The sequence below is a fragment of the Blautia sp. St.27G3 genome, assembly GCF_059728505.1.
The window spans coordinates 530,569-557,530 of record NZ_BAAGFO010000002.1; the positions used below are offsets into that span (position 1 = coordinate 530,569).

Annotated in this window: 20 protein-coding genes; 15 read left to right on the forward strand and 5 right to left on the reverse strand. The window is 43.2% G+C overall.

What is annotated here, in order from left to right; translation table 11 throughout:
• The first annotated feature begins 1 nt into the window (after window position 1).
• From AC6I2O_RS12120 to AC6I2O_RS12180, 13 genes are all read left to right on the forward strand, one after another.
• Window positions 2–2,566 (forward strand): FtsX-like permease family protein, encoded by a 2,565-nt coding sequence (locus AC6I2O_RS12120; protein ID WP_497742770.1) that lies wholly within the window; start codon window positions 2–4, stop codon window positions 2,564–2,566.
• A gap of 315 nt (window positions 2,567–2,881) precedes the next feature.
• The gene (tnpC, locus tag AC6I2O_RS12125; RefSeq protein ID WP_497741574.1) at window positions 2,882–4,318 is read left to right on the forward strand and encodes an IS66 family transposase; all 1,437 of its coding nucleotides are present in this window, start codon (window positions 2,882–2,884) and stop codon (window positions 4,316–4,318) included.
• Window positions 4,319–4,401: 83 nt separating this feature from the next.
• A complete protein-coding gene (locus AC6I2O_RS12130) occupies window positions 4,402–5,094 on the forward strand; it encodes a response regulator transcription factor (protein WP_497742771.1) in 693 nt (230 codons plus the stop codon).
• Window positions 5,091–6,122 carry a sensor histidine kinase gene (locus tag AC6I2O_RS12135; RefSeq protein ID WP_497742772.1) on the forward strand — a complete coding sequence of 344 codons (1,032 nt, stop codon included), beginning with the start codon at window positions 5,091–5,093 and terminating at the stop codon, window positions 6,120–6,122. The genes AC6I2O_RS12130 and AC6I2O_RS12135 overlap by 4 nt, the downstream gene beginning before the upstream one ends.
• Window positions 6,123–6,299: 177 nt before the next feature.
• Window positions 6,300–6,965 carry an ABC transporter ATP-binding protein gene (locus AC6I2O_RS12140; RefSeq protein WP_002586600.1) on the forward strand — a complete coding sequence of 222 codons (666 nt, stop codon included), beginning with the start codon at window positions 6,300–6,302 and terminating at the stop codon, window positions 6,963–6,965.
• Between the two features lie 14 nt (window positions 6,966–6,979).
• The gene (locus AC6I2O_RS12145) at window positions 6,980–9,364 is read left to right on the forward strand and encodes an ABC transporter permease (RefSeq protein ID WP_497742773.1); all 2,385 of its coding nucleotides are present in this window, start codon (window positions 6,980–6,982) and stop codon (window positions 9,362–9,364) included.
• Window positions 9,365–9,551: 187 nt separating this feature from the next.
• A complete protein-coding gene (locus AC6I2O_RS12150) occupies window positions 9,552–10,331 on the forward strand; it encodes a response regulator (protein ID WP_497742774.1) in 780 nt (259 codons plus the stop codon).
• 482 nt (window positions 10,332–10,813) lie between these two features.
• Complete coding sequence (locus AC6I2O_RS12155; protein ID WP_444114867.1) at window positions 10,814–11,053, forward strand: winged helix-turn-helix domain-containing protein; 240 nt, start codon at window positions 10,814–10,816, stop codon at window positions 11,051–11,053.
• 253 nt (window positions 11,054–11,306) lie between these two features.
• Window positions 11,307–11,669, forward strand: coding sequence for a cysteine-rich VLP domain-containing protein (locus AC6I2O_RS12160; RefSeq protein ID WP_497742775.1), 363 nt, complete (start codon window positions 11,307–11,309; stop codon window positions 11,667–11,669).
• 370 nt (window positions 11,670–12,039) lie between these two features.
• Window positions 12,040–12,405 carry a replication initiator protein A gene (locus AC6I2O_RS12165; protein ID WP_444114857.1) on the forward strand — a complete coding sequence of 122 codons (366 nt, stop codon included), beginning with the start codon at window positions 12,040–12,042 and terminating at the stop codon, window positions 12,403–12,405.
• Window positions 12,392–12,637, forward strand: a complete 246-nt coding sequence (locus AC6I2O_RS12170) for a hypothetical protein (RefSeq protein WP_444114858.1) — start codon at window positions 12,392–12,394, stop codon at window positions 12,635–12,637. The genes AC6I2O_RS12165 and AC6I2O_RS12170 overlap by 14 nt, the downstream gene beginning before the upstream one ends.
• Window positions 12,638–12,727: 90 nt before the next feature.
• On the forward strand, window positions 12,728–14,362 hold the full coding sequence (locus tag AC6I2O_RS12175) for a recombinase family protein (protein ID WP_444114859.1): 1,635 nt from the start codon (window positions 12,728–12,730) through the stop codon (window positions 14,360–14,362).
• A 112-nt stretch (window positions 14,363–14,474) separates the two neighbouring features.
• Entirely contained in the window at window positions 14,475–15,383 is a 909-nt protein-coding gene (locus tag AC6I2O_RS12180; RefSeq protein WP_497741599.1) for an IS3 family transposase, read from the forward strand.
• Here the strand turns inward: AC6I2O_RS12180 and AC6I2O_RS12185 are convergent.
• The 3 genes from AC6I2O_RS12185 to tnpC (AC6I2O_RS12195) form a co-directional block, all read right to left on the reverse strand.
• Window positions 15,340–16,260 (reverse strand): ABC transporter ATP-binding protein, encoded by a 921-nt coding sequence (locus AC6I2O_RS12185; RefSeq protein WP_497742776.1) that lies wholly within the window; start codon window positions 16,258–16,260, stop codon window positions 15,340–15,342. The genes AC6I2O_RS12180 and AC6I2O_RS12185 overlap by 44 nt on opposite strands.
• Window positions 16,261–16,638: a GntR family transcriptional regulator gene (locus tag AC6I2O_RS12190; protein WP_016220811.1), complete on the reverse strand. Its 378-nt coding sequence runs from the start codon at window positions 16,636–16,638 to the stop codon at window positions 16,261–16,263.
• A 168-nt stretch (window positions 16,639–16,806) separates the two neighbouring features.
• The gene (gene tnpC, locus AC6I2O_RS12195; RefSeq protein WP_497742777.1) at window positions 16,807–18,342 is read right to left on the reverse strand and encodes an IS66 family transposase; all 1,536 of its coding nucleotides are present in this window, start codon (window positions 18,340–18,342) and stop codon (window positions 16,807–16,809) included.
• Window positions 18,343–18,534: 192 nt separating this feature from the next.
• On the opposite strand from tnpC (AC6I2O_RS12195), the gene AC6I2O_RS12200 reads away from it, so the two are divergent.
• Together AC6I2O_RS12200 and AC6I2O_RS12205 are read left to right on the forward strand one after the other, a co-directional pair.
• A complete protein-coding gene (locus AC6I2O_RS12200; protein ID WP_497741803.1) occupies window positions 18,535–20,064 on the forward strand; it encodes a hypothetical protein in 1,530 nt (509 codons plus the stop codon).
• 402 nt (window positions 20,065–20,466) lie between these two features.
• Complete coding sequence (locus AC6I2O_RS12205) at window positions 20,467–21,729, forward strand: phospholipase D family protein (protein WP_497742778.1); 1,263 nt, start codon at window positions 20,467–20,469, stop codon at window positions 21,727–21,729.
• Here the strand turns inward: AC6I2O_RS12205 and AC6I2O_RS12210 are convergent.
• Both AC6I2O_RS12210 and AC6I2O_RS12215 read right to left on the reverse strand, forming a co-directional pair.
• Complete coding sequence (locus AC6I2O_RS12210) at window positions 21,719–23,986, reverse strand: Eco57I restriction-modification methylase domain-containing protein (protein ID WP_497742779.1); 2,268 nt, start codon at window positions 23,984–23,986, stop codon at window positions 21,719–21,721. The genes AC6I2O_RS12205 and AC6I2O_RS12210 overlap by 11 nt on opposite strands.
• Window positions 23,987–23,989: 3 nt before the next feature.
• Window positions 23,990–26,665: an Eco57I restriction-modification methylase domain-containing protein gene (locus AC6I2O_RS12215; protein ID WP_497742980.1), complete on the reverse strand. Its 2,676-nt coding sequence runs from the start codon at window positions 26,663–26,665 to the stop codon at window positions 23,990–23,992.
• Window positions 26,666–26,962 lie beyond the last annotated feature (297 nt).

Sequence of the window (26,962 nt, forward strand, 5' to 3'; positions counted from 1 at the left end):
GATGGAGAATTACGATTGTAATCAGTCGGCTGAAAGAGTGCTTATGGATGCTTCCAGGAAAAAGAATCAAAACAGAAATCGTCTACTGTTTATCGTAATTACAATTACTGTAGGCGTGATTTTTAGTGTGTTCTCTTTAATCTATGGGAAGATGGCGATTGATATTCAGAAAAATATGAAAGCCGATGGTATGGCTGTATCGACCTATATTGAAAATGGTACAGCGGATATGACACAACAGCTTACACAGCTACCATGCATAGAAAGCATTGGGAAAGAAAAGTTTGCAGGAAAATTATTAGATGATTCCATAAAATATTGTGATTGCGTCATTACAGATGTGACCGGATTTGAAAAAATGATACGTCCTGCATTTACAAATGTGGTAGGGACTTATCCAGAAAAAGAAAATGAAATTATGCTTTCTACGAAAACTCTGCAATATCTTGGAATCAAGAATCCCGAAGTGGGCATGGAAATTGAACTGGATTTTTATTGGAATGACATTTTCAATACCAGTGGAACCGGTATGCAGAACTTTTTACTTTCTGGGTATTTTACAGAGTATCAAAATCAAACCTCCGGTGCTTCTGTGGCTTTTTTATCAGAGAAATCAATGGAGAAGAACGGACTTCAATGGGAGCCATGTAGGATTTTAATAGATCATACAAAGAAATATTCCAGTGGTTCGCAAATAGAACATATGCTGACAAATAACATAAAGTTGAATGAGGGACAGAGAATTGTAAGTATGAACCCAGCAGAATATCGGGCAATAAGTGAAATGATGGGAAGTTATGGATTTGCAGTCTTTTTTTCGGTTATGGTTTTACTTTCTATGTTTTTGTTTATTTACAATATCCTAAATATTTCGCTGGAAAAAGATTTACAACGTTATGGTCTTTTACAAGTAATTGGTGTGGAACAAAAGCAGAATATTAAAGTCATGAATCGTGAGATGCTAAAAATAGGACTTACGGGAAGTATCGCTGGAGCAGTTTTAGGAGGAATGTTTATATGGGGTATTATGCCATTGTTATTAGAAAAAATGTATGCAGAGAATACATGGAAATTAGAAAGAATGGTTTTCTTTCAACCCAAACTTCTTATCCTAGCGACTGTTCTTGTGATTTTCACGTTGGGAGTGGCAGTGGAATGTCTGAAAAGAAAAATGAGGAAATTAAGTCCGTTGGAGTGTATGAAATATACGGAGGCGGTCACTTATCATAAAAGCAGGAAGAAACCGAAGATAAAGAAATTCCGCTATTGGGGAAAACATCCTGAAATTTATCTTGCAAAGAAATATTTATTTCGGAATAAAAAAACATTTGGGATAACAAGTTTGTCATTATGGCTTGGGTGCGAATTGGCATTATGTTCTGCGGTAATTGTGAATGGAGTGGATTTACAGAATTATTATAGTAAAGAGCCGGACTTCCAAATAGGAATTACAGAGGAAGCTTGCAATTATTTAATTGAATCATCACCGGACACAAAGAATATGAAGTTTTTTCCGAAGTCCCTTATGAATGATATTGAAACGACCATAGGAAACGAACTTCATTCAGTAGAAAACATTAAAGGATTTTATCCGATCGTCGGAAAAAATGGCAAGGAGAATATAAAGATTCTAATCAATGGAGATAAAATATCCACGGTAATTCAGACAGTCAGTATCGGGGAGCAGGAAGAACTAAAAGACTTTATTCAGAAAAATGATAAGCTAGTAAATTGGGAGCAGTTTCAAAATAATCATGGAACAATCGTGCTACATGATCATAGGATGTCAGATTATATAGCAGGAGAAGTGCAGGATTATATAGGAACAGAGATGGAATTTTATGATCTGGTTCCGGTTGGTACGGAAATGAGCAGTTTAGTTCCTGAGAAATTAGTAAATTGTGGTTATCTGGATATAACAGAGGATGATTTCCCAGAGATGAAATTGTGCTGGGATGGTAAAAATATAAATATCCTATTGGTAACAGAGACTACATATGATTGGCTGGTAGAAAAATTAACACCACAAATTTTTGAAATACAATTTAATGTTGACAAAAATCAGGAGTCAGTTATCCGAGAAAGACTGAATCAGATGATTCGCAATTATAATATGGAATTTCAATCAAAATATGGACACGCTGATAAATTGAACTTGTTTTATTTAGATTCTAAATCAGAACGTCTGCTAAAGGAGCAGAACTATATTCAGACAAGTAGATGGCTGCTTATGAGTATTAGTGGAATTTTAATATTTATAGGAATTATGAATTTCGCAAATACAAGAATATCGGATATTATGCTTCGGCAATGGGAGTGTAAAATCCTGGAACGTGTAGGGATGACAAAAAAACAAGAATATCGAATGTTTGTAACAGAGGGTCTTTTCTATTGGTTACTGTTATGTGGATTGCTTATGAGTTTTGGAAATTTAGGGATTGGTATCATGCAGTGGTATATGAAAATGCAGATTTCCTATTTCGCTTTCCGCTATCCGGTAAAAGAAATGATTGCGTTGATGGTACTTTTATTATTGTTCAGCGTAACTATTCAGCACCCCGTTTAGTGCATATTGATTTTTGGTCAAAACAGAGAAAATAAAATTTCTGTTTTACCATTACTTTATCACGAAAAGTGGATAACTTTTCAATATAACTGCCAAGTGCTTTTGGCCTGTGGATTATGGCATCATCAATCCTTGATCACAGCCTAATAATGGACTATTTGTCAATTTTATCCGAGAGTTATCGGCAGTTAATCTCTGATTTTTTCTGGTTATCCACCGTCATTTTGACAGTACACCAAAACGATATGATTCGCTTTTTGGCTCATTTTCCGTTAAAATAGAAGTATCAAATTTTATCGGAAGAAGGTGGTCCGGTTGACAAACGATGAACTGATTAAACAGTTATTACAACAAAATGAAGCATTATCAACAACTATCGCTGCTCAGACTCAGTTGATTGCCCAACTCAATCAGACCATACAGGAACTGAAGGAACAGCTTAACAAGAATTCCAAAAACAGTTCCAAACCGCCATCCAGCGATGGCTTTAAAAAGCCTGCCCCAAAGAGTCTCCGGAAGCCATCCGGGAAAAAAGCTGGCGGGCAGAGCGGACACCAGGGAACACATCTGGCGGTGATAACAGCTCCGGACGAAATCGTCAGGCATATGCCATCCTCATGCGGAGGATGTCCGCACTATCAGATGTGTAAAGGCACCGCATGCATCGCAGAAAAACGCCATGTGATTGATGCGGTTGTTACAGTCAATGTAACAGAACATCAGGCACTGGAACTTCCAATCTGTATGCTGCATGGGGACACCCGCAGAGGAGAATTCCCTTCTGATGTAAAAGCAACCGTACAATATGGTGAAAACCTGCAGGCACTATCTGTCGCATTAAACACCGTGGGTGCAGTCAGCATCAAACGCACTCATGAGATTCTTTCCGGAGTATTTAACATTCCGATTGCAACAGGAACGATCAGCAGCATGGTAAAAAGATGCGCTGACAGCCTGAGTGAAACAGTCGGTAAGATAAAGGATAAGATGATCGGTTCCTCACTTGGACATTTCGATGAAACCGGAACCAGAGTGGATAAAAAGCTCTGGTGGGTTCATGATGCCTCAAACTGTGAATATACCTATCTTGATATCAGTCCCAAACGTGGGACCGAAGGCATGGAGCAATGCGGTGTTCTCCCAGAATTCAGAGGGATTGCCATGCATGACTGCTGGGCTTCCTACTGGAACTACTTGGATATACGGCATGCAGTCTGCTGTGCCCATCTACTCCGTGAGCTGACAGGGATAAATGAAAATCATCCTGACCAGAAATGGACATCTGCGTTTATAAACCTTTTACTGGAAATGAAAAAGGTCAAAGAGAAAGCGATAGAGAAAGGCAAGGACTCTCTGAGCTATTATCACTATCATAAGTTCGATAAGAAGTATGATGAACTCCTCGAACTGGCAAGGAAAGAAAATCCTCTTCTGGAAACCACAGAGAAAAAACGTGGACGGAAGAAAAAGGGAAAAATCCTTGCCTTGGTAGAACGCCTTGCGAATCACAAGGCCTCGGTCTGCCTTTTTATCCATAACTTCATGGTTCCGTTTGATAACAACCAGGCAGAGCGTGATCTTCGGATGATAAAGGTTAAGACCAAAGTATCCGGCTGCTTCCGAACTGAAGAAGGCGCCAGAGATTATCTGAAAATCATGTCCTACGTTGGTACGGCACATAAGCAGGGATACAATGCTTACGAAGCAATCAAAAATGCAATTTCAGGCCACCCTAATTTCATCTTTGAATAGTGTTGGCTCTGAATAGTTACTGTTCAGCATTATTTTTCCAGGAATTATTTATAAAAAACTAAAAAAGAAAGGGAAGTGAGGATATGAAGCAGATTTTAATTGTCGAGGACGACAGTTTTTTGAATAAGATGTTGGCCTATAACCTGACCGCAGACGGCTACGGCTGCGGTTCTGCCCTAAATGCCAGAACCGCAGCCGAAGCCATCCGCCAGCGGGAATTTGATTTAGTGCTGCTGGACATCAACCTGCCGGACGGCAACGGTTTTGAGCTGTGCAAACTGATAAAGCCCCAGCACCCGGACACCATCGTAATTTTCCTGACCGCCAACGATCAGGAGAGCGACCAGATACGGGGCTATGAGGTGGGCGCGGTGGACTACATCACAAAGCCCTTTGTGATCGGGGCCTTGCAGCGAAAAATCAAAGCCATGTTCGCCATGCTGGAACACCACAAACCGGCCAAGGACATTTACGACGACGGGCGGCTGTTGCTGGACTTCTCGGAGCAGGCGGCTTCCCTAAACGGCAAGCCCCTGACCTTATCCCCGATGGAGTACAAAATGCTGAACCTGTTCCGTAAAAATCCCCGGCAAGTGCTGACCCGTGGGCAGCTTCTGGAAAAGCTGTGGGATATAGACGAGAAGTTTGTGGATGAACACACCCTGACAACCTCCATCAGCCGGATTCGCAGCAAGATCGAATCCGACGGCGGCACGCCCTACATCAAGACCGTTTACGGCATGGGCTATCAGTGGACGGGAGGCGAGGCGAAATGAAGTTTCAAAACCTCTCGGTAAAGCGGCTGTTTGGCCGGGTGGCAATGGGGCTTGTCCTCTCCATGTCCGGAATCACCATAGCCCTGTTTCTTGTGACAAAACAGATTGCGGTGCTGCTGACGGGCGGGGCGCTGCTGCTGTGCGCCCTTGTGGGGATTTTTGTACTGACGCAGGCGTTTGGAAAGCGGCTGTCGCAGTTTACCGCTGACCTGTGCCAGACTTTAGACCACATGATCGCCGGGAATGAAGCGCCCCAGCGCCCGGAGGACAGCGAAACCCAGCTTGCCAGAATCGGACACCGGCTGGCAAGGCTTTACCAGATCATGCAGGAGAACCGCCGCCGGGTGGACGAGGAACGGCAGGAGTTACAGACCCTTGTATCGGATATTTCCCATCAGGTGAAAACGCCGGTAAGCAATCTGAAAATGGCGACGGACACCCTGCTGGAAAAGCCTATGACCGAGGCAGAGCGCACCGATTTTATCCGGGGAATCCGCAGCCAGACGGATAAGCTGGACTTTCTCTTTCAGGCCCTTGTGAAAACCTCCCGGCTGGAAACGGGCGTGATCCAGTTGGATAAGAAACCGGGCCGCCTTTTTGATACCGTGGCACAGGCCATGAGTGGGATCGTGTATGCAGCGGAGAAAAAGGAAATTGCCGTGTCCGTGGACTGCCCGGAGGATTTGACCGTTTCCCATGACAGCAAGTGGACATCCGAAGCCCTCTTTAACCTGCTGGACAATGCGGTGAAGTACACCCCGGCAGGCGGGAAAATCGCTGTGTCGGTGGTGCTGTGGGAAATGTATGTGGAGATCAAAGTGACCGACACCGGCAAGGGCATTTCCGAAAGCAATCAGGCCGCCATCTTCCGGCGCTTCTATCGTGAGGAAGAAGTACACGAACAGCAGGGCGTGGGCATTGGCCTGTATCTGGCCCGCGAGATCGTAACGCGGCAGGGCGGCTATATCAAAGTGGTTTCGGAGCCGGGCAAGGGTTCGGAATTTTCCATTATGCTGCCTACAAAATAGAACGCGGCGGACGGCCATTTCCGGCTGCCCGCCGTAAATTTTTTTGAAATGTCCGAGCGTTGTAACATTTCACCCCGATTTTCAATGAAATTTTTTGGCCGCTGTAACATTTCGCGGACATTTGGGTTTTACAATAGCCTTATCAACAGGCAGAAAGCCTTGAAAGGAGTTTTGAGTATGAGCGTTTTGCAGACGATTGATCTGAAAAAGTATTACGGCACAGAGCCGAACATTACCCGCGCCCTTGACGGCGTGAACTTCTCCGTAAATGACGGTGAATTTGTGGCCGTTGTGGGAACCTCTGGCAGCGGCAAGTCTACCCTGCTTCACATGATGGGTGGGCTGGACACCCCGACTTCCGGTAATGTGATTGTCCGGGACAAAGAATTGTCGAAAATGAACGACGAACAGCTTACCATCTTCCGCCGCCGCAACATCGGCTTTATCTTCCAGAACTATAACCTTGTTCCCATTCTGAATGTGTATGAGAACATTGTCCTGCCGGTGGAGCTGGACGGGGACACGGTGGATCAGAAGTTTTTGGACGAGATCGTTCACCTGCTGGGACTGGAAGATAAACTGAAAAATATGCCGAACAATCTTTCCGGCGGCCAGCAACAGCGTGTGGCTATCGCCCGCGCCTTGATTACCAAACCGGCTATTGTGCTGGCCGACGAGCCGACCGGAAACCTTGACAGCAAGACCAGCGCCGAGGTGCTGGGGCTTATCAAGCGTACCAGCGCGGAGTTTCGGCAAACTGTCGTGATGATTACCCACAACAACGACATTGCCCGCCTTGCAGATCGGATTGTCCGCATTGAGGACGGAAAGATTGTGGAGTAAGGAGGTGGCGGGCTATGACATGGCCTTTTGAGAATGATACCAGCGCCATTACAAAGAAGCTGGCAAAGAAAAGTTTGCAAAGCGAGAAGCGCCGGAATCTGATGGTGGTGATCGCCGTTGCGCTGGCGGCGTTTCTAATCTGCTTTACGGGAATTGTGTCTACCTCCCTGACACAAATGCAGCGCAATCAGGTTGCCGATACTTATGAGGCGGTTTGGCTGGGCGTAGAGGAAAACGATATTGAAACCCTAAAAGGACTGCCGGAGTTTGAGCGCGTAGGCGGCTACTATATACTGGGTGAGGAACTTTCGGAACAGGGCTATCATGCGTCCTATGTGTATTGTGACGCTCAAATGATGGAGATTACCAAGGCGCAGATGGAGTTGTTAGAGGGTCGGGTTCCTGAAAAAGCAAATGAAGTTGTCGTAAGCGAATACTTTCTTTCCACCTATGGACACAATGCCAAGATCGGGGACACTGTGACCTTAGACACCGAGAGCTTTCATGGTGATTATGTCGTTACCGGCATTATGGACAGCGTAAATGAGAAAGAAGCAAATACCTGCGCTATCATTCTTTCCAACGCTGCCCTGACAGAATGGGATGGGTTTGACCCGGCTGGTTATCGTGCCTATGTCCATTTCAAAAACAGCGACCAGTTGGGCGAAGAACTGATGACCTCTTATTGCAGGGAGATTGCGGAGGAATATCAGCTTCCTACCCCCAGCATGAACAACAGGTATTTCACCTATGCCTCCAAACAACCCTTTGACGACTTTACCTTGATGGCTGGCGTGATTGCCCTTGTTCTGATTGGCGGCTACATTGTGATCCAGAGTATCTTCCGTATCTCCATCAATGACAAAATCCAGAGTTACGGGCAGCTTCGGACGATTGGTGCAACGCCAAAGCAAATCAAGCGGATTGTAAAGCGGGAGGGACGCAAACTCGGCAGTATCGGGATTGTGATAGGTACAGTGTTGGGCATATGTGGCGGTTTTCTCCTGTTTTCTAAGGGTTTTAACGCTGTTTCCTATGTGGCAACGGTTATTTTGACACTCATAAGCAGTTGGATCATGGTATCTGTTTCCATCCGTAAGCCGGTAAAAATTGCGGCAGGGATTTCCCCGATTGAAGCCGTCCGTTTTACCCCGGCGCAAAAGGACATCCGCAGCCGGAAAAAGAATATCAAGCTCAATCCTGTTTCAATGGGAATTGCAAATTTTAAGCGTGACCGAAAAAAGACCGTTGCTATTGTAGCCTCATTGAGTTTGGGCGGAATTATCCTGCTTGTGGTATCCTCCATTGTTTTGCTGCGCTCACCAGAGGCACTTGCAAGACAGTTTTTCCCAGACGGCGACTATAAAATTTATTTGGATTCTGAAATGACAGAAGAAAAGGTTATGGCAGCGGGAAATCCATTGAATGAGGAATTAAAGCAGGAAATCTTATCTATTGATGGCGTTACAGATATAATTCCAAGCAGGCAATCTCTCCATGCAACTTATAAAACAGAGATTCATCAAGCTGGTGGTATGTGCGATATGCTGACCGACCAGAATTATGCGGCAGTTGAAGCGGCTCTGACAGAGGGAACCATGCCAACAGATTCCCGTAGTATTGTAATTGACTATAATGTGCTAAAGCAGAATGAGGATATGGGTGTTGGTTCAAAGGTTGAGATTTCTTTGGGAGAAGAACAGCCATCCGTTTCTGTTACCATATCGGGGTTATACGCTCCTGCAAAGGTATATTCAGGACATGACAGGATGCACTTAGATGGGGCAACTCTTTTTGCACCAGAAGCGTTGTTCCACGAACTGCACCCGGAAATCACCTCTATTGACTATTCATGGAGCATTGTAAATGACCCTAAAAAAACAGACTATGTGGGAGCTGAATTGAAAAATATTGTTGCCAGCCATAGTAATATTGCCTTAGATGAAATCAATACAGTGATTGAATATGAAGAAATGACAAATTCTTTTGCGTTTGGCAGTATGGAGATACTTTCATGGTTGGTATTTCTCTTTGGCGTTATCAACCTTATCAATACGACACTCTCTAACCAGATAGCCCGAAAGCAGGAAAACAGTATTCTGCGTTCTATCGGCCTAACACAAAAACAGCTATGTAAAATGAACATCTGTGAGGGGCTGTGCTATGCGCTCTTTGCAACATTGGCGACGCTGATCGTTGGGCTTCCGGCTTCCATCTTTGCTTGCAGAAAAATGAGTGTAGGTGCTTTTGCCGGAAATGTAGTGCCTTACAAATTCCCGGTTTTGGAAATGGGTCTGTTCATTCTGGTATTGTTCGGAATGGAACTGATCTTGTCTGTATGGACAGTCCGCAGACAGAAAAAACAATCCCTGATCGAACAAATGCGGGCGATGGAATAACCGTATGGGATCGGCGGGGCGGCGTGTGCTGCCCCGCTTTTTTCGCCATTTCTCAAAGAAATTTTTGAAATGTCCGAGCTTTGTAACAATTCAGCCTGTTTTCTTGTCGAAATCAAAGGCACCTCGGACATTTGTGTAACATTTGTAGTTTATGCTTGTGGTAAATCAATATTGGGGGTGAGGACACATGAAAAAGATACTGCTGATCGACGACAGCGACACCTATACATGGTGCCTGCAAAAATACTTACAGCACCGGGGCTACCCGGTAAAAACGGCTTGTACGCTGAAAGAAGCGCGGGCCGCCATCCAAGAGGAAATGCCGCTGGTGGTCTGCTGTGATCTCGACCTGCCGGACGGTTCCGGCATGGATTTTCTGGACGAAGTGCGGGCCGCAGACAAGGAGCTGCCTTTTATTCTGGCGTCCTGCCATGACAAGGACGACTACGAACAGGAGGCTATGCGCCGGGGCGCGACGCTGTGCATGGACAAAATGAAAGGGCTGCTGCTGCAAGATAAGCTGGTGGAATATGCCTACCGTCAATTATCCGGCGAAAAGGCCCCGACTTTTCACAAGCTGCTCTTTGTCCATGCGGAAGATACCAACGCCGGAGTGCTGCGGGCGGCTATGCTGCAAAAGGGCTTTGACTTGATTCTGGTTCCCTCGATTGGGGAGGCCAAGCGCCGGATTTTTGAGGATAAGGAAATAGACCTGATCTTGTGCGATCTGGAACTGCCGGACGGCACAGCAATGGAGCTGTTTCATACGCTGCGGCGGGTGGCGGGGATGTTCCAAATGAAGAATCCCCCTGTCCGGCTTCTGCCGTTCTTTATCCTCACCGAGAACAACGACCTTGCCACGGAATATGAATACCGGCATGAGGGCGTGAACGACTATATCATCTCCCCGGTAAATATCCCGGAGCTGATACGGAGAATTATGTATTTTGTTGAAGATTCAAAATAATGGTAAAAATCTTGAAATAAAGTTGATAGAGAAGAGCAAAACGCATTGATTTTAAGATGAGATTTGGCTGTTAGACTTTTAATGTTGAGGGAAGACGCTTTTTAGGCATAACAAAGCTAACGTAAGTCCAAAACCTACGAAAATCAGAGAATATTCAGTTACAAAAGTCAGGCAGTCCGTTTTAAAGATTTTAGCTTGCGGTAGGATTGACCGGAATTGCCAGTAACTGCAGCAATGGCAACAGCCAAAAGACTGATATGGGCAAGTGTGTTTAGGTTTGCAACGGAGGATTTGTTTCTTACCCACATCCGTTCCTGCCCCGTGTTTTTAAAACGGGGCAAGAGAGTTCCCCTAAATTTGTTCGTGATTCTTATCATGCTTCACCTACAAAAATCAAAAATGTCCTGACAGAAATACAGGAAGGCGAACTTTATCTTTGCCTGGAGCACCGTATTGTAAGAGTCCGGGAGCGAGTTATCTCTCTGACAGGCAAAGAATTTGACATACCGGCATTACTGGCTGCCAACCCAAAGCGTGTTTTTACTTATGAATTGATTACCGATATAGTCTGGAAAGAGGATTATAATTTCTATTCAAGGAAGGCAATCCATAACCATGTGAGCAAACTTCGGAAGAAACTAAGGTTTGAACCCAATCTGCCAAATTATATTGAGAGTGTTGCCGGAATCGGGTATAAATTTGAATATCTGTCTGCTCCATAGAAAATCCGTCGCAGGAACAACTGCGGCGGATTTTTTTGACAAATTTTTATGCAGACGGCAACTTTCCTCTTAAAAATGTACGGATATATGAGGGGTTTATTTTATAACCGCTTACCCGAACACGGCAATTATGAATTTTTTGTGAAATTTGCAAAATACCCCCGTCATTTTGCCCCAAAAATGAACTGTATAGTAGAGGGATATTTTTTTACGGTAGGAAGGAGGCGTTTTTATCCACAATCAGATTCCAGTAATGAATTATCCGCAGTACCGCCGGATGCGTAAACTGGTACACGAGTGCTGCAACTACGATAACGGAAACTGTATTCTTCTGGACAACGGGGAGGAATGTGTCTGCGTCCAGAGTATTTCCTATTCGCTTCTCTGCAAATGGTTCCGCTGCGCTGTCCTGCCGCTGGACGGACCGCTGGAAACGGCGCTGCTGTTCCGGGAGGAATTAAAACGCTGCGTGGTCTGCGGCCAATCATTCCTTCCCGGTTCCAACCGGGCAAAATACTGTAAACTCTGTGCAAAGAAAGTCTACCGCAGACAGAAAACAGCCAGCGACAGGAAAAGGCGGCTCCAATGCGGACAATTAGAAGCAAAAAAGCCTTGAGATTATTGGCGTTTCAGGCTGCGGTCAACGGGTATGAGGGATAAATCCCCTGCTCCCCTCTAAAACCTGCTTTTAACTGTCCGCAGGACGATTTTAACCTAAACGGGATTTCCCCAGATAGGTGTTGGTTTCTACTTTGCCAATTTACCGCTTTTGCCATTTCCACCTATATGGGATTCTCCAATACTGGATTTTCAGAGACTGGAAAACCTGACGCTCCGGGCAGCCCTGTTCCTCTCTTTCCGGCGGCGGATTTCCAGACGGCCTTGACGGCCCATATTTAGACGGAAATTAAAGAGAAAAAGTTAATAACAAGAAAGTCAATATCAATCCAATCAATCAGGGAGGGATTGATGGAAAGGAGTACATAATGCAAAATGATTTTTTGATGCCTTACAAAGAGGACAGCGGCGTACCGCCCTATCTGCCGTTTCCTCGTTTTCTGGTGCCGATGGACTTATCCAACGATGCAAAGGTACTGTATGCCCTGCTCTTAGACCGGGCGGGTATTTCCAGAGAAAACGGATACATAGAACCGGACGGGCGGATTCGTCTCTACTTTACGCTGGAAGAAGCAAAAGGAAAACTACATAGGAGCAGGCAGGTGGCGACTAGGGCATTTCAGGAATTGGAACGCAACGGTCTAATCATCCGTAAAAAACAGGGGCTTGGCCGTCCGGCGGTCATTACGCTGAATATTTTGCCCGCAAGGAAGGAGCGTGATGGGATTGTGTAAGCCTGTGGATTTAAGCAAACTTCCAAAAAATCTGAAACCTGAAATTGCCGAGCGTGTGGCAGAGCATTTCAAAGACGGCGTTTTCGAGTTTGATTTCAGCACAGAAGAAATGATTGCCGTTGAAGGGAATACGGTCTATCATGTCATCCCCCATTATACGGAGGGAGAGGCGGAAAGCGTACTGGACAAGCTGCGCCGTATCATGGCAGGAAATTTGGAGGAAACCGAATGAAAGCTGCTGAAAAAAGAGGAACGGCACGTTATAATATAGGCAACCGTTTACCTGGCTGTTATCCCGATATACGGGAGGAAAGGAGCTACTATGAACCAGCAGCCAGATAAGATCACAGCGTTATATTGCCGTCTAAGTCAGGACGATGCTCTTGATGGGGAGAGCAATTCCATCACCAACCAAAAGGCGTTATTGTCCAAATATGCGGCGGAACACGGATTCCGCAATCCCATGTTTTTCGTGGACGACGGATTCTCAGGAACGAATTTTCAAAGGCCCGGATTTCAGGAAATGATGAAATATGTGGAAGATTATTCGGTTTCTACCCTGATTGTCAAAGACCTGTCCCGTCTGGGCCGGGAATATTCCTATATGGGGCGGCTACAGGATTTCATTTTCCCCGCCTACGATGTCCGGTTTATCGCCATCAACGATGATGTGGACAGCGCAAAGGGCGAAAACGACTTCGCCGTGTTCAAAAACGTATTTAACGATTATTACGCAAAGGACACAAGCAAAAAAATCCGGGCAGTCGTAAAAATGCGCGGAGAAGCCGGGGAACATATCGCCAGCAATCCGCCCTACGGATATATCAAAGACCCGGAGAATAAAAAGAAATGGATTGTAGACGAGGAAGCCGCAAAGGTGGTGCGGCGTATCTTTGACCTATGCATTGCGGGCAAAGGCCCCATGCAGATCGCAAAAATCCTGACTGCCGACAGGGTATTGACGGTTACTGCGTATAACGCCAGACAGAAAGGATGGTCCATGCCGGATAACCTGTACCAGTGGTGTGCGAAGTCTGTCGCTGGAATACTGGAGCGGCCGGAATATACTGGCTGTACCGTCAACTTCAAGACCTATACCAAATCCCTCAAATTCAAGAAGCGGATGGAAAACCCAAAAGAAAACCAGAGGGTATTTGAAGATACGCAGCCGGCGATTATTGAACGTGGACAGTGGGAACGGGTACAGGTGTTAAGAGCCAACAAGCGCAGGCCGACAAAGACAGGGAAAACCAGCATTTTCTCCGGACTTGTCTACTGTGCCGACTGCGGTGCGAAGCTCTATTACTGTACCTGCAACACCTACAAGGATGATTCACAGGATCATTTTGTCTGCTCCAACTATAAGAGCAATACAGGTTCCTGTAAAATCCACTACATCCGGGAAGTCACGCTTTATAGGCGGGTTCTGGAATGTATTCAGGGGACGCTGACCTATGTGCGCTTGTTCCGGGATGATTTCACCCAGGAAATGCTGGCGCAGGACGAAGCCAGCCGGAAGGCGGAACTGGCACAGAAGCGGAAAGCCCTCTCCGGGGCGCAGAAGCGCATGGAGGATTTGGACAAGATCATCCAAAGGCTTTATGAAGATTCCGTTCTTGGCAAGCTGAGCGACCTCCGCTTTCAAAAACTTTCGGCACAGTATGAAGCGGAGCAGGCGGAAATTCAGCAGCTTGCAGCTTCGCTGGAGAGAGAAATTGAAAATGAAGCCAGACAGATTGCCGATGTGGGGCGTTTCCTCCAGCTTGCCGACAGGTATTCCGATTTGCAGGAGCTGGACGCCGCTACGGTAAATGAGCTGATTGAAAAGATTGTGATCCACAGCCCAGAGAAGATCGGCGGGAAGAAACATGTCACGATTGAAGTCTATTTTACCTATGTGGGGAAAATCCGGATTCCACTTGCCAAACCGGAACTACTGACAGAAAAACCGGCGTGACCTCTGCCATGCCGGTTTTTCCGGAAATTCTATTTACTTCCTTATGGGCATCCGCCCAAGAGGCAAGCGCTTTTTTCGCCGCCAGCCGTCGGAAGTCTGCAAAAGGCAGAGAATGATGTTCCTTGCCATAAAAACCAAGGACGGCGTTATAAAGGGAAAGATTTCTTTCTACTGCCGGATGCTGAAAGTAACCCGGCAGGGATTTTATAAATATCTGGCAGACAAAGACCGTCCGTGGAAATACCAGCAGTTAGCTGATGCCATGAGGACAGTCGTGTCTGAGGATGAATGCAACGACACTTACGGACGGATCCGTATGTATCAGGCGCTTCTTTTAAAACAGACGGAAGGTGTCCACCTTCCCAGTGAACGCACTGTCTACCGCATCATGGAAGAGATCGGGCTGAGCCATCGCCCGAAACACAGACCAAATGGGATCACCAAAGCAGATCGTGAGGCGCGTAAATCTGAGGACCTGCTGAAAAGGGATTTCAAATCCAGGGAACCACTCAAAAAATGTATCACGGACATAACCGAGATCAAAGCAAGAGATGGAAAACTCTATGTATCTGCCATATTTGACTGTTTCGATGCTGCAGTTCTGGGCATGGCAATGGATACAAACATGAAAGCCGTACTATGCGAGCGTACGCTTACCAATGCGGTCCGGTCTTACCCGGCGCTCAGGGGAGCCATCATCCATTCTGACCGTGGATCTCAGTACACCAGTGAGACCTACCGCAGAGCAGTAGCAAAGTATGGCATTCTCCAGAGCATGAACAGCGCCGGCGGACGCTGCCATGACAATGCCCGTTGCGAGAGCATGTGGGCTCGGATGAAGGAAGAACTCATCTATGGGAGGCATGACACAGAAAAAATGACAGTAGAGGAACTGAAAACCCTCATCTGGAGATATTTCATCAGTTATTGGAACAACAGGAGGATATGCTCTTCCAATGATGGGCTTCCTCCTATGGTCAAGCGGCAGAGATATTATGAAGCTCTGGATACTGCTGCTTAGGCATTGATATCCTTGCAAAAAAAGTGTCAACCAATATTGACAATATCATGATGTCCTCGATTGTGGGTCTTTCTGTAAGAGCGTCCTGCATATGCTCCATAACATCAGAACCCTGTTTTGTGATTCCCGTAAAGCCGAAAGCACTTTCCTCAATGTTCAAAAAATATTTTCTTGTATCCGTATTCAGTTTTTCAGTGCTTCCCTTTATGATTCGGTAATTGTCAAGCAACTGGTCTTTTTCCTCTTGAAAAACAATCTCACCGCCATCAATCATAATCAACATATCTGCAATCTTTTCCAAATCGGAAGTAATATGTGTAGAGAAAAATACGCCCTTTCCACCTTTGCCCATATAGTCCTTTAATATATTTAAAAGCTGGCTTCGGACTAATGGGTCAAGTCCGCTTGTTGGCTCGTCCATGATAAGCAATTCCGCTTTATGAGAAAGTGCCAGAGCTAAAGCGTATTTCATCCGCATTCCTTTTGACAGGGTATTGATTTTCTGTTTCGGATTCAATGAAAACTGTTCCATGTAATCTATATAGTCCTGTTCGCACCAATTTCTGTAAGCGGGGGCAATTACATTTTTCATTTCTAAGAGCGTTAATTCATCATAAAAGCATCCTTCATCAAGCACAATGCCGATGCGGTCTTTTATTTTACTTTCATTCCCATCCATGTCCATGCCAAAAAACTTTATATTTCCAGACACCTTATTTGTAAGCCCTAAGATGCTTCGGAGAGTAGTAGTTTTTCCCGCTCCATTGATTCCGACAAATCCCGTGATACAGCCGTCTGGCAAATAAAAGGAGATGTCTTTTAAGGCAAAATCACCATATCTTTTATTTAATCCAGATACTTCTAAAATGTTATCCATTCAGTTTTCCTCCTCGTATAAAATGTCCATCATGGCATTTAATTCATCTTTACTAATGCCCAAAGATTTTGCTGTCTGAATCATATCAAGCATTTTTTTCTCCACAAGCCTCCGCTTGGAATCCCGCAATAATTCAATGTTGCTTGTAGAAACAAAAGTGCCGATACCGACTTGGCTTGTTACAAATCCCTCTTGTTCCAATTCATCATAGACTCTCCGTATTGTTAAGACGCTGACCTTTAAATCATTTGCAAAGGCACGAATAGACGGAAGTGCATCGCCCTCTACTAATTCTCCTTTTAAGATTGCATCTTTTATCTGGTCTTTAATTTGTTGGTAAAGGGGGGCTTCCGATGTGTTCGATATTACAATCTTCAAATATCTCGCCTCCTCTAGTGTGATGTTTATACATACACATTATATACATATAGTACTTACATGTCAATATCTTTCGTTTTTTCTAAAAAATACCTATATGTCGTAAGCGTCAAATAAGATAGTGGATAGAAAAATAACCACCAACCCTCTATACTAAAAGGGCAGTGGTTATCGACAACGTTCCTGTACCATGGGATCCCATGGCAGATAATCATCCAGATATTCCGGATTTTCAAGAAATGTACTCCCCGGCATATCTGATAGGATATATTTGATATATTTCATTGCATCCAGTCCATTGGCTTTCGCTGTCTCGACCAGGGTGTAGATCCCTCCACTTGCGGCAGCACCTTTCGGGCTTCCCGCAAACAGCCAGTTCTTACGGCCGATCACAAACGGACGGATACAGTTCTCCGCTAGAGAGTTGCTGATGGAACAGTTCCCATCCTCAAGATAGTTGAAGAACTCCTGCCGGTTGTTCAGGGCATAATGGAAAGCTGTATGGAGTTTTGACTTTGGCAGTTCTCCGTCAGAGTTTATCTCTGCCCATGACCAAAAAGCCTCGAGAAGCGGTTTCTCGCGGTTAAGCCGTTCTTTTTTCTTCTGCTCCGGGGGAAGGCCGTCCAATTCCTTTTCTATCTCAAACAACTTATTCAGCCGCAGGACTGCTTCCGCGGGTTTGGAAGCTTCCGGGTCATGGATGTCTTTTGGCAGCGCGTCCACAAAAGCGCGGCGCAGATGGGTATAGCACAGGCATCTTGTGACCTCCCTCACTCCATTGTATCCGGAATAAGCATCCGTATGGATATATCCGGTGTAGCCTTTTAAAAACGCTTCGGGATATTTCCCACCCCTCCCCGGCTGGTACTCAAAATACCGGACCGGCTGTTTGCAGTCCCTGATGCTGCAGTAGACCCACATATAAGAATCCGAAGTGTTCTTCCTCCCTGGTTCCATCAGCACTTGTACGCGGGTTTCATCAATGTGCAGATACTCCTGTTTCAGAAGTTCCTGCCTGAGATGACCGACCACATGGGAAAGCCAGTCCCGATAGACGACCATGAGCCAGTTCGACATCGTCGCCCTGCTTAATGACAGTCCCATGGCCTCCCATTCCTTTTCCTGGCGGTATAAGGGGATACCCAGTTCAAACTTCTGGTGGATGAGCCACGAAATCGTGGAAGCAGATGCAAGGGAGTGCATGACCGGGGGACAGGGCACCGGAGACTTCTCCATATAAGGTGTTCCGTTTTTTCGGCATGCCCTGCATTCATAAGTTTCCCGGTAATGATCGACCACTTTTAGGCTGGCAGGAATGAACTGTACTTCAGTACGGACAAACTCCTCACCGACTTTTACCATGGCGCTCCCGCACCTTTCACAGATCTGTTCACTCTCATCGATCGTGTGGAGCACTTTGCTGCGGGGAATGTCTTTTATCAGCTTCTCCCGCTGGCCGGCATATTTCCTTTTACGCAGATGTTTTTCGACCTCCACCAAATCCGGCTCATGGGCATCCGGATCAGCACAGGATTCCATTTCATTAAAAAGAGACATCTGTCCCTCTATTTCAAGGGCAGACGTCTTCTCTGACTTTGTCCCATAAAGTTTACGGGTAAGGAAATCAACCTGCTCCTTAAGGAGCAGGACCTGCTGTTCCAGTTCTTTGATCTGCTTTTTGTACTCCTGTGCTGTATCCGGCATGGGCTGAAAACCTTCTTTTTTCTGATAGGTTCATTATACCATACCGCAGCCGCTGGCTGCAATCAAACTATAAAAACAAAAGAATCATCCTATTCGTAGATGCACGTGCTATAATGCACTTATACGGTATCTGCGTACCAATCCATCGGGAACTAAATTCCCCTGCAAGCATTCATACGAAAGGATGATCCTATGAACACTATTTTAGAACAATATAAAGATAAAATCAATGGCACATTCTCCTTTTTTGACAGGATGATCATCAAAGGCCATATCCGCCAGTTCTTTTCCACTTCCGGAAAAGGATTTTTCCTCTCTGAACAAAATGTCCTGCTTAAAGATTTTTCGTCTTATGCCAATCAGGTAACTGCGGATATTGTCTCCTATGCAGAAAATATGGCTGCTTCTGATAAACGGCCTTTGATTTACCTTACATCTTCTAAAACTTCAAAGGAACAGGCAGCTTTACAGGCTCTTGAAGAACATCCGGTGGATGAGGGCCTCATCTGTATCCTCTCAGTAGTGGAATACTGCCAGACTCTGCAGCCTAAAAAACATGACAACGGGCTGCTTTCCCTTGACACAGTAAACCGCAAATGCAAATACTATTACTTCTATTTCCTTGATAAGCATTTCGGCTTCATGCATGTCAAGCTCCAGACATGGTTCCCTTTTCTTATCCAGGTCTATATCAATGGGCGGGAATTGATGAAGCATGTCTTTGAGCAAAACGGCATCTCTTACCAGATGTATGACAACTCCTTTTACGAAATCAGCGACATAAAAAAGGCACAGGAGCTTGCCGACAGGTTTGATTCCAAAAGCCTGTGCAGGCAGCTTGACCTCTTTGCACATAAAGTGAACCCTTATCTTGATACGATTGAAAAAACCTTCCACCAGGGATACCACTGGTGTGTGGATCAATGCGAGTACGCTACCGATGTTATGTTTAAGAGCCGGGAGGCTTTGGAGGATATTTATCCATCCCTGGTAGGCCACGCATTCTATGACTTCAACTGTACGGATATTTTTTCTTTTCTTGGGCGTAAACTTCACCATAAGTTTCAGGGAGAGGCAGTCTCCGATTACCGTAAGCGCCCAGAAGGCTGGAGGATTAAATTCAAAATGAAGTCCAACAGTATCAAGATGTATGATAAATTCAGCTGCCTGCGGGTAGAAATGACCATTAATGACCCGAGGGAATTCAAGGTCTATAAGGATGTACAACATGAAGACGGAACTACATCCAAACGGTGGGTTCCCATGGGTAAGTCTATCGCTAACTTATACCGGTATGCTGAAATTTCCAAAGCAGCAAATAAGCGTTTTCTGGATTCCATGCAGAACATAATCCCGGCAAAAACCATTGAAAAGGAGATCAACAGTATCTGTTGTCGGAAAAAACTGGGAGGGAGAAACTACAGCGGATATAATGTCTGGTCTGCCGAGACGTTTCTTCTCTTTGAGTCCGTTTCGGATGGGAAATATCTCATCCGTGGGTTTACGAACAGGGAAATCCGCCATTCAACCAATAGGGCTAATCCCGATTCTGCCAAGGTAAAAGGAAAAACCAGCAGGGAATTTACAAAATTAAGGGCGCATGGACTGATTCGGAAAGTTCCTCATTCAAGAAGGTATCTGGTCAGCGATAAAGGACGCCGTGTAATGGGTGCGCTGATCGAAACCAAAAGAAAAATCTATCCGGAACTTGTAGCAAAATAAACATCCAGCCTGTTAATATTCTTTGAAAAACCTGCCTGACGGACAGGTAGAATACTTGTGTTTTCATACAGGTATTACTGTTTTATTTTTATGTTTTTCTAAATCAATAGCATAAAATTTAACGATTACTGAACAATTGCAAAAAAGAGGTGCAGAATTGCCAAGCAGAACAACTCATGCATCGCAACAGCAAAGCAAAAAACCATACTTGCAACAATGACCCCCTTTGCACCCTATAAACAAAAAAATGCGAACCGGAATATGGTGATTATCATCTTATGAATGGCTAAAAATACTAAAAAAAGCACAATTGCTCCTATCTTTTTACAAAGTCATGTGATATTATAAAAAAAGAAATTTTAGAGAATAATCTGATTCGAGACTCTTGAAAGAGGAAATCATATGCCACAATTGATTAATCAGCCATTTAATGGACAATTAGGAACTATTTTAAATGATAAACTGTCAAAAGATACATACAAATATTTCATCATCATATCTGCTTTTGCAAAAAACAGTGGTGTTCTTCGCATGAAAGAATCCATACAGAATTTTCGTGATAGTGGCGGCACAGTCGATGCTTTTATTGGATTAGATGCCCATGGAACGTCCTACGAAGCAGTGCTAAACCTTTTCTATCTTGTGGACAATCTCTATATAGTCCATGATAAAAACCCAGTCGTAACCTTCCACTCTAAAGCCTATTATCTTTCTGATCTTAAAAATTCTGACTGGATGGCAGTCGGTTCAAACAATCTTACAGGAGGTGGCTTGTGGACAAACTATGAATCAGCGATTATTATAGATACAGATTCCAAAACAGACATTGACATGCTCAATACACTAAATGATTTGAAAGATCTTGTATCATCTTACAAAGCAGAAACTTGTGCATTTTCTCTCAAAATAAATGATGTGGGCGACCTAGATAAACTGCTAGATGCTGATCTTCTTCGGCATGAGATACAACTCCAAATTGACACCGCAAAATCCATGCGTGAGAGCTCAAAGCAAAAAAATAAGTTCACCGTTGATCCTTTCGGCACTCTCGGTCGAGTACATATTCCAAGGGTCAAGAAGGAAGGACAAGGCAAGAAAATAATAGTGAATGATCGAAATGTACAGGTTACTTCTGCAGAGTCAATTGCGCCATCAGATGATTCAGAAAAGATGTGGTTTGAAACAAGAGAAATGACAGGCGGCTCCCGTAACATTCTTGATTTGTCCATGCTTGGTAGCCTTATACATGGGACAGGTGACGGAACTCGCTACAAAACTGACAAAAACTCCTCTGTTCTCGGTTCAGTTGTATTCTTCGATATTGATCCTACAAATGTTACTTTCGAGAAAGATATAACGATCAATTACAACGCAAAAGACTATGTAGGATGCACTATCAAATTGCATCAAAGCGGCAAGCGCCCCAACGGTTCATGGAGAATTCAACTCAAAGGGGAAACCGTCTCCAACGAAAAACTTACATCTGCTGAAGACGGTGAATGGCTAGTTCACAAGATAATCATTTTGGAAAAGATCCGAACCGATTATTATGTTATGTCCGTACTCCCAGAATCGGAACTTGATAACCTGAAATCCGAAAGTATTTTTGTAGCTAGAAATGGTAGCAACCATGCGTCTAAGCAGTATGGTCTGCTTAATATTTAGGAAATGTAAGTAATATATTTTTATATATAACATCATCAAGATGATAGGCTTTCTTAAAGAGAAGATCTATCATCTTTTGTTTCTCAGACATTTCAAATCCCTCCACCTCATAAATCCGTCCTTCAAATTTTCCTACTAGGTGGGACAGTCTGCTTTCTCCTTTCAAAATACTAATAGTATATGAAAGAATGTGTCTCTTTAGTGTATCTTCCTTTCCATTAAACTCAATGACCTCTTTATAATCATCTTTGGCAGGTACGGGAATCTGCTTTATAACGCTCTGCGTCAGGTCGAGACCTGGCATTTTTATTCTCACAAAATAATCAAATGGTATGGAGTTAAACAAAGCAAGCAGCAATACAAGTTCTTCCTCATTCTCTGTCTGGAGCATCTGAATTGACTGACAGGTAGGACAAGTCGGAAGAATCATAGCCAACATCGTCCGTTTATTTGTCGGTGATGTAAGACTTCTCCAACAGAGAGAATACTCCTCACTATATTGATGCAGGTACTTATCCCATAATTCCTTATGAACAAAATATCTACATTCTGGTAGTTCCTTACTTTTGTTCTCCTTTACATCTAATTTTATAGCTGATGCCTTATTTGCATACTTCTTTGAATCAGGTATCCCGCGGAATGTAGCATACCTAGCATCATACTGTTCTATGAATTTCCCCTCATATATCGGAACATTGTCAATTGATACTTTCTTATCAATTGATGCAGCATGTGCAGTAAGATGAATAAGTCTTCCAAAATGACAATTCGGATATACATCCGAGAACAGCATGAAACGATTGTGTGCTTCTTTTAAAAAAGAAATCTCATCATTGTTGCTCACATTTGGAATGGTGCTTGTAAAAGGATTTATTTCCAACAAATCATCTTCCGTCAGCATTATCGACTTTGCAGTACAAAGCATCTCAGGTTCTCTAAGCCCAGTGGCAAACTCAAAAATCCCCCTGTGTTCTTTTGCTGCCACAAAAACAACGAACCGTTCACGAGAATCTATACTGAAAATCTTATTCTTATTCTCAAACAAATATACACCTTTTACTGATTTATCAGAAAGAAATGTTGACCACAACTTTTGATGAACGGGTGCCGTCACCAAAGTGCTTTTAACTATAAGTGCTAGAAATCCGTTGTCGGATAGCATATTATAGGCCAACTCTGTAAAAAGTGAGTATGTATTCAATTCACCCACCACAGCATTCTTAATTCTGCAATGCCTGTACTTTGTCGCAGTCATTTGAGAATATTCATCACATACCTTGTTTCGCCAATCATATACAACTGACCAAGTGTCTTTCAGCTTCTTCACCTCTTCATCTCTTACACTCTTTTGAGAAATATCAGAAATGCCATTAACAATCCCTCTGAAGAACTTTCTCTCTTCGAATCGAATCTTTTCCCACGGAGGATTTCCAACTATCACATCATAAGAACCTTCAAAAAAGCTTTCTGGCATGCCAAGACCATCAGAATAAAGACGGCGCATGGCAAACAAACTGTTTTTCTCCTCTTCACTGAATTCCCTATCACTTATCATTAAAGGATTACCAAATATAAAATGAGAAATTATTGTTTTCCATTCATTTTGGTCAGCATATTGAAGAAGATTTACAATACAAATCTGAAGAGCAATTGGATCAATATCCACTCCATAAAACCATCTAACTGAATGTCTGTAATCAATACCACTTTGCTCTTTCAAGTAGTTCATTATTGCAAGGAAAAATTCGCCTCCGCCACATGAAAAATCTGCAATTCTATAACATTTTTCTTTTTCAAAGATTCTTCCACTAAAAGTCTTCTTTACAATTTCTTCTGCCAGCTTCTTTGGTGTGTAATATGATCCCGTATTATCCCTGCTCACTTTGTCTGTAAATAAAGCGATATCTCCATTTGTAAAATCAAGTTCAACGTTCAAAAGCTCTTGACGGCAATCATTCACGCTGCTTTCACTTGAAAGATATTCAATCACTGCCTTACTGATATATTTATCAAGGATTTTTCTTTCCTTATCATGAAAATCAGAAAGATATTTAGGCATAAGTCCTAGAACTTGCATTTCGTCAAATTCTAAATCAGAAACATTAATTAATCTCTGTTGATTAATCGAAGAAAAAAACAGAAATATCGTATTATGCCAAAACACCCTTATTTTCGGTACATCTGTATAATCTCCAGAAAACTTCTCCCTTGCTGCTCCCAATAGCATGTCTGCAATTGTATATGTTCTACTATCCACATTTTACTCCTCTACCCACACTATAGTCTTTCTTGCAGGAATATATTCTAAGAGAGGCTTTCTTTCAAAAGTACTACTATGTATACCATTGAAACGCTTCTCTATCCAGTTCTTTGCATACTCAATATCTTGTACATCCGAGACACACATCTCAGATAATAATCTATCAACAGACAGATTCGCATTATTTACCTCACGGTATTTCATCGCTGATATGACCAACGCATGCATATAAAGGCTAATATAGTTATCTTCAAACCAGTCAAATTGCTCCGAAATTATCGAGTACACTTTCTCGCATGGAATTTTCTTTACCTGTGAAATATACTCGATCAATCCATCCGATCCCAAAGATTTTTTGTTTGCTTTTGTTCTTCTTGGAAAACAGTCGTATCTAAGAATCCCTAAAACATCAGCTTCAATAATGTTCCCTTCATCACCTTCATGTCCTGATGCGAGAATCATTCTTTCTCCGATATAATTATCAATTGCCTGCCGATCTTCGGAAGTAAGACGCATCTCTTTCATAATCTCATCCTCAATCTTCTGTTCATTCAGCAACTGGGTCCATTCGTCATTGATATCCTCTGCAAACCATGTACGCGCCATTTCTAATATACTCATTCCCTCTGTATGTCTGACATATGAAAACTCGATATTATTAGGGCGCTTTGCAAGTCTGTGTTTTTTTGACTGTAAGCATTGCTCAGCACTTTTTTCCAAGGTTGAGGAATTAAGGATTTTCTCAGTTACAGGTATTTGTCCAATATATCCTGCTGCTATTGTAATTTTCGGAGATGCAAGTCGCACATAGAAAGCAGCAAAACGAGAATTCAAAAATGCAAGATGCGATAACTTTCTACCTTTTTTTATTCTAATTCCTGGCCCCGATGCTACGAAAATTTGTCCAGGCATAAGTACTCTGACATTCAATCCGGCTGTTCCTGTATCACTAAACACCAATTGCGTCTGATCAAAGTAATTTGCATTACGGATAGCAGATCCTTTTGTATTTTTAATATATTCTCCATCTTTCCCCCACTTCACACAATATGAATTCAATCCTTCAAAACGGGAATAGCCTCCCCCTTTGCTCACAGGTATCCAATCTTCATCTCCAAGATGTTTCCAATAGTAATCAATCAAGTTTTTGGCATCCCCCGTAGATGTCCCTTGCATAGGTACAGCATATTCCTTATATTGATTGCAGCTTGCTTGAATATTCTTCAAGTGTTCTGTGCTGACCATATCAAATCTAGACTCAGCATTTTTGAGGATATCACCCTGTTTTACAGACAGGAAATGTACAGTCTTTACTTCCAATGCTCTTTCAATCTTTTCAATGCTCAAGTTTCTTAAAAGGCTAAGTCTAATTTCATGTCCCTTATCTGGCAAATTCTTTGCAAATGTCACAAGGATCACATTAGCCTTTTCTCCTGAAATGTCATAAAAGGCATTAGAGCCAAGTTCCCAGATATTATCAATTGTATATTTCTTTAATAGCATACTCCTTAAAGAAGTAAAACTATCGAGATACATCCAGCTATTCTGCGTAACCATTGCAGCTTTTCCACCATAAGGAAGAATCTCCATAACTCTTTCAATGAAAGCGTTACACATATCACATTTTGCCATGGGATAATGTTTCTGCAGATATTCTTTCTGTTCTGCCGGCATTCCCTTAATAGTTCGGAAAGGAGGATTCGTAACCACTACATTAGCTCCATCGAAAACATCAATAAGTCGAAGCACTTCTCTATTGTCACAATTGACAACAAACTGTTTATTCCATTCTGTATCCAAAAAACCTGGTATTGAATCCTTCTGGGGGTAGAATATTCTCGGATGACAATTATTGAATATATCAATAGAAACGTCATCTTCCTTGCTAATAAATGCGAGTGCTTTCATTTTCAAATTGAAAGATGCAACATGCGCAAGGAAACGGTCTATTTCATATCCGTACAAATTATCAATAGCATACTTTGCCTTATTACTGTTGCCTTTATCTGCCACCTGACCAGCAAGAACCTCAAAAGAATAGAGTAGAAAATTTCCTCCGCCACATGCAGGATCGATAATCTTGGATTTAGTATCAATATGAAGCGATTCCACAAGTGTGTTTATCATATATTTTTCAGTGAAGAACTGTGTGTCTTTGTACTTAAATTCACCTGACTTCTTACTACCAAACTGATATAACCATGCTAAAGAATCATCAAGGCACATTCCATTTTCCGTGATATACTTCTCTATACTCTGATTTGCATTACTGGAAACATGAATAGAGATTTTATATCCAAAGAAATTCTCACAAGCATTCAAGCAGGTTTCAAAGTCATCAATGTAAACTTCCAATAATTTTGCAGCGAAAAAAACCACAAGTGTCTGCAAAGCATCGACTGGTGACAACCCCTTCTCTTTAAGCTCCTTAATAGATGCATCAGCTATGATCTTTATACTTCTTCTTGCTTTATGCATCACTGTTCCAGTAGGGATGACAACTTTTGGATGTTCACATACTCTTGCATCCTTTGGCTTTGTAGCATCAGCAGGAATAGCCCACATATTACCTATACGAATGACTCCAGGAATTCTATTATTAGCACACAGATTCTGTACTCTGCGTTTTGTAATTCCCCAAATGGCCGAAATATCTTGTGCTGATAAATATTTCACGGTATCCAAAGCAAAACCTCCTATGTTTAATTCTCGATTGCGAATAATATAATCAATTTTCTCCTCATCGTATTCTACTCTATTATAAGCATCATCCCTGCATTTTTCAAGTTATATTTTGAAATTCGTCTTTAGTTTTGTACAAAAAAAGAACCAGCAAGATGTTCCGACAAATCTCTACACGTTTTTTGCAAAGTGGCCACTGTGTTCAAATTGGACAAGCAGAGCGGTCAAAATGACCACGGGGGTGGTCACTCCATCTGACCACTGTGTTCAAACGCCTTTGAGGGGCGGTCA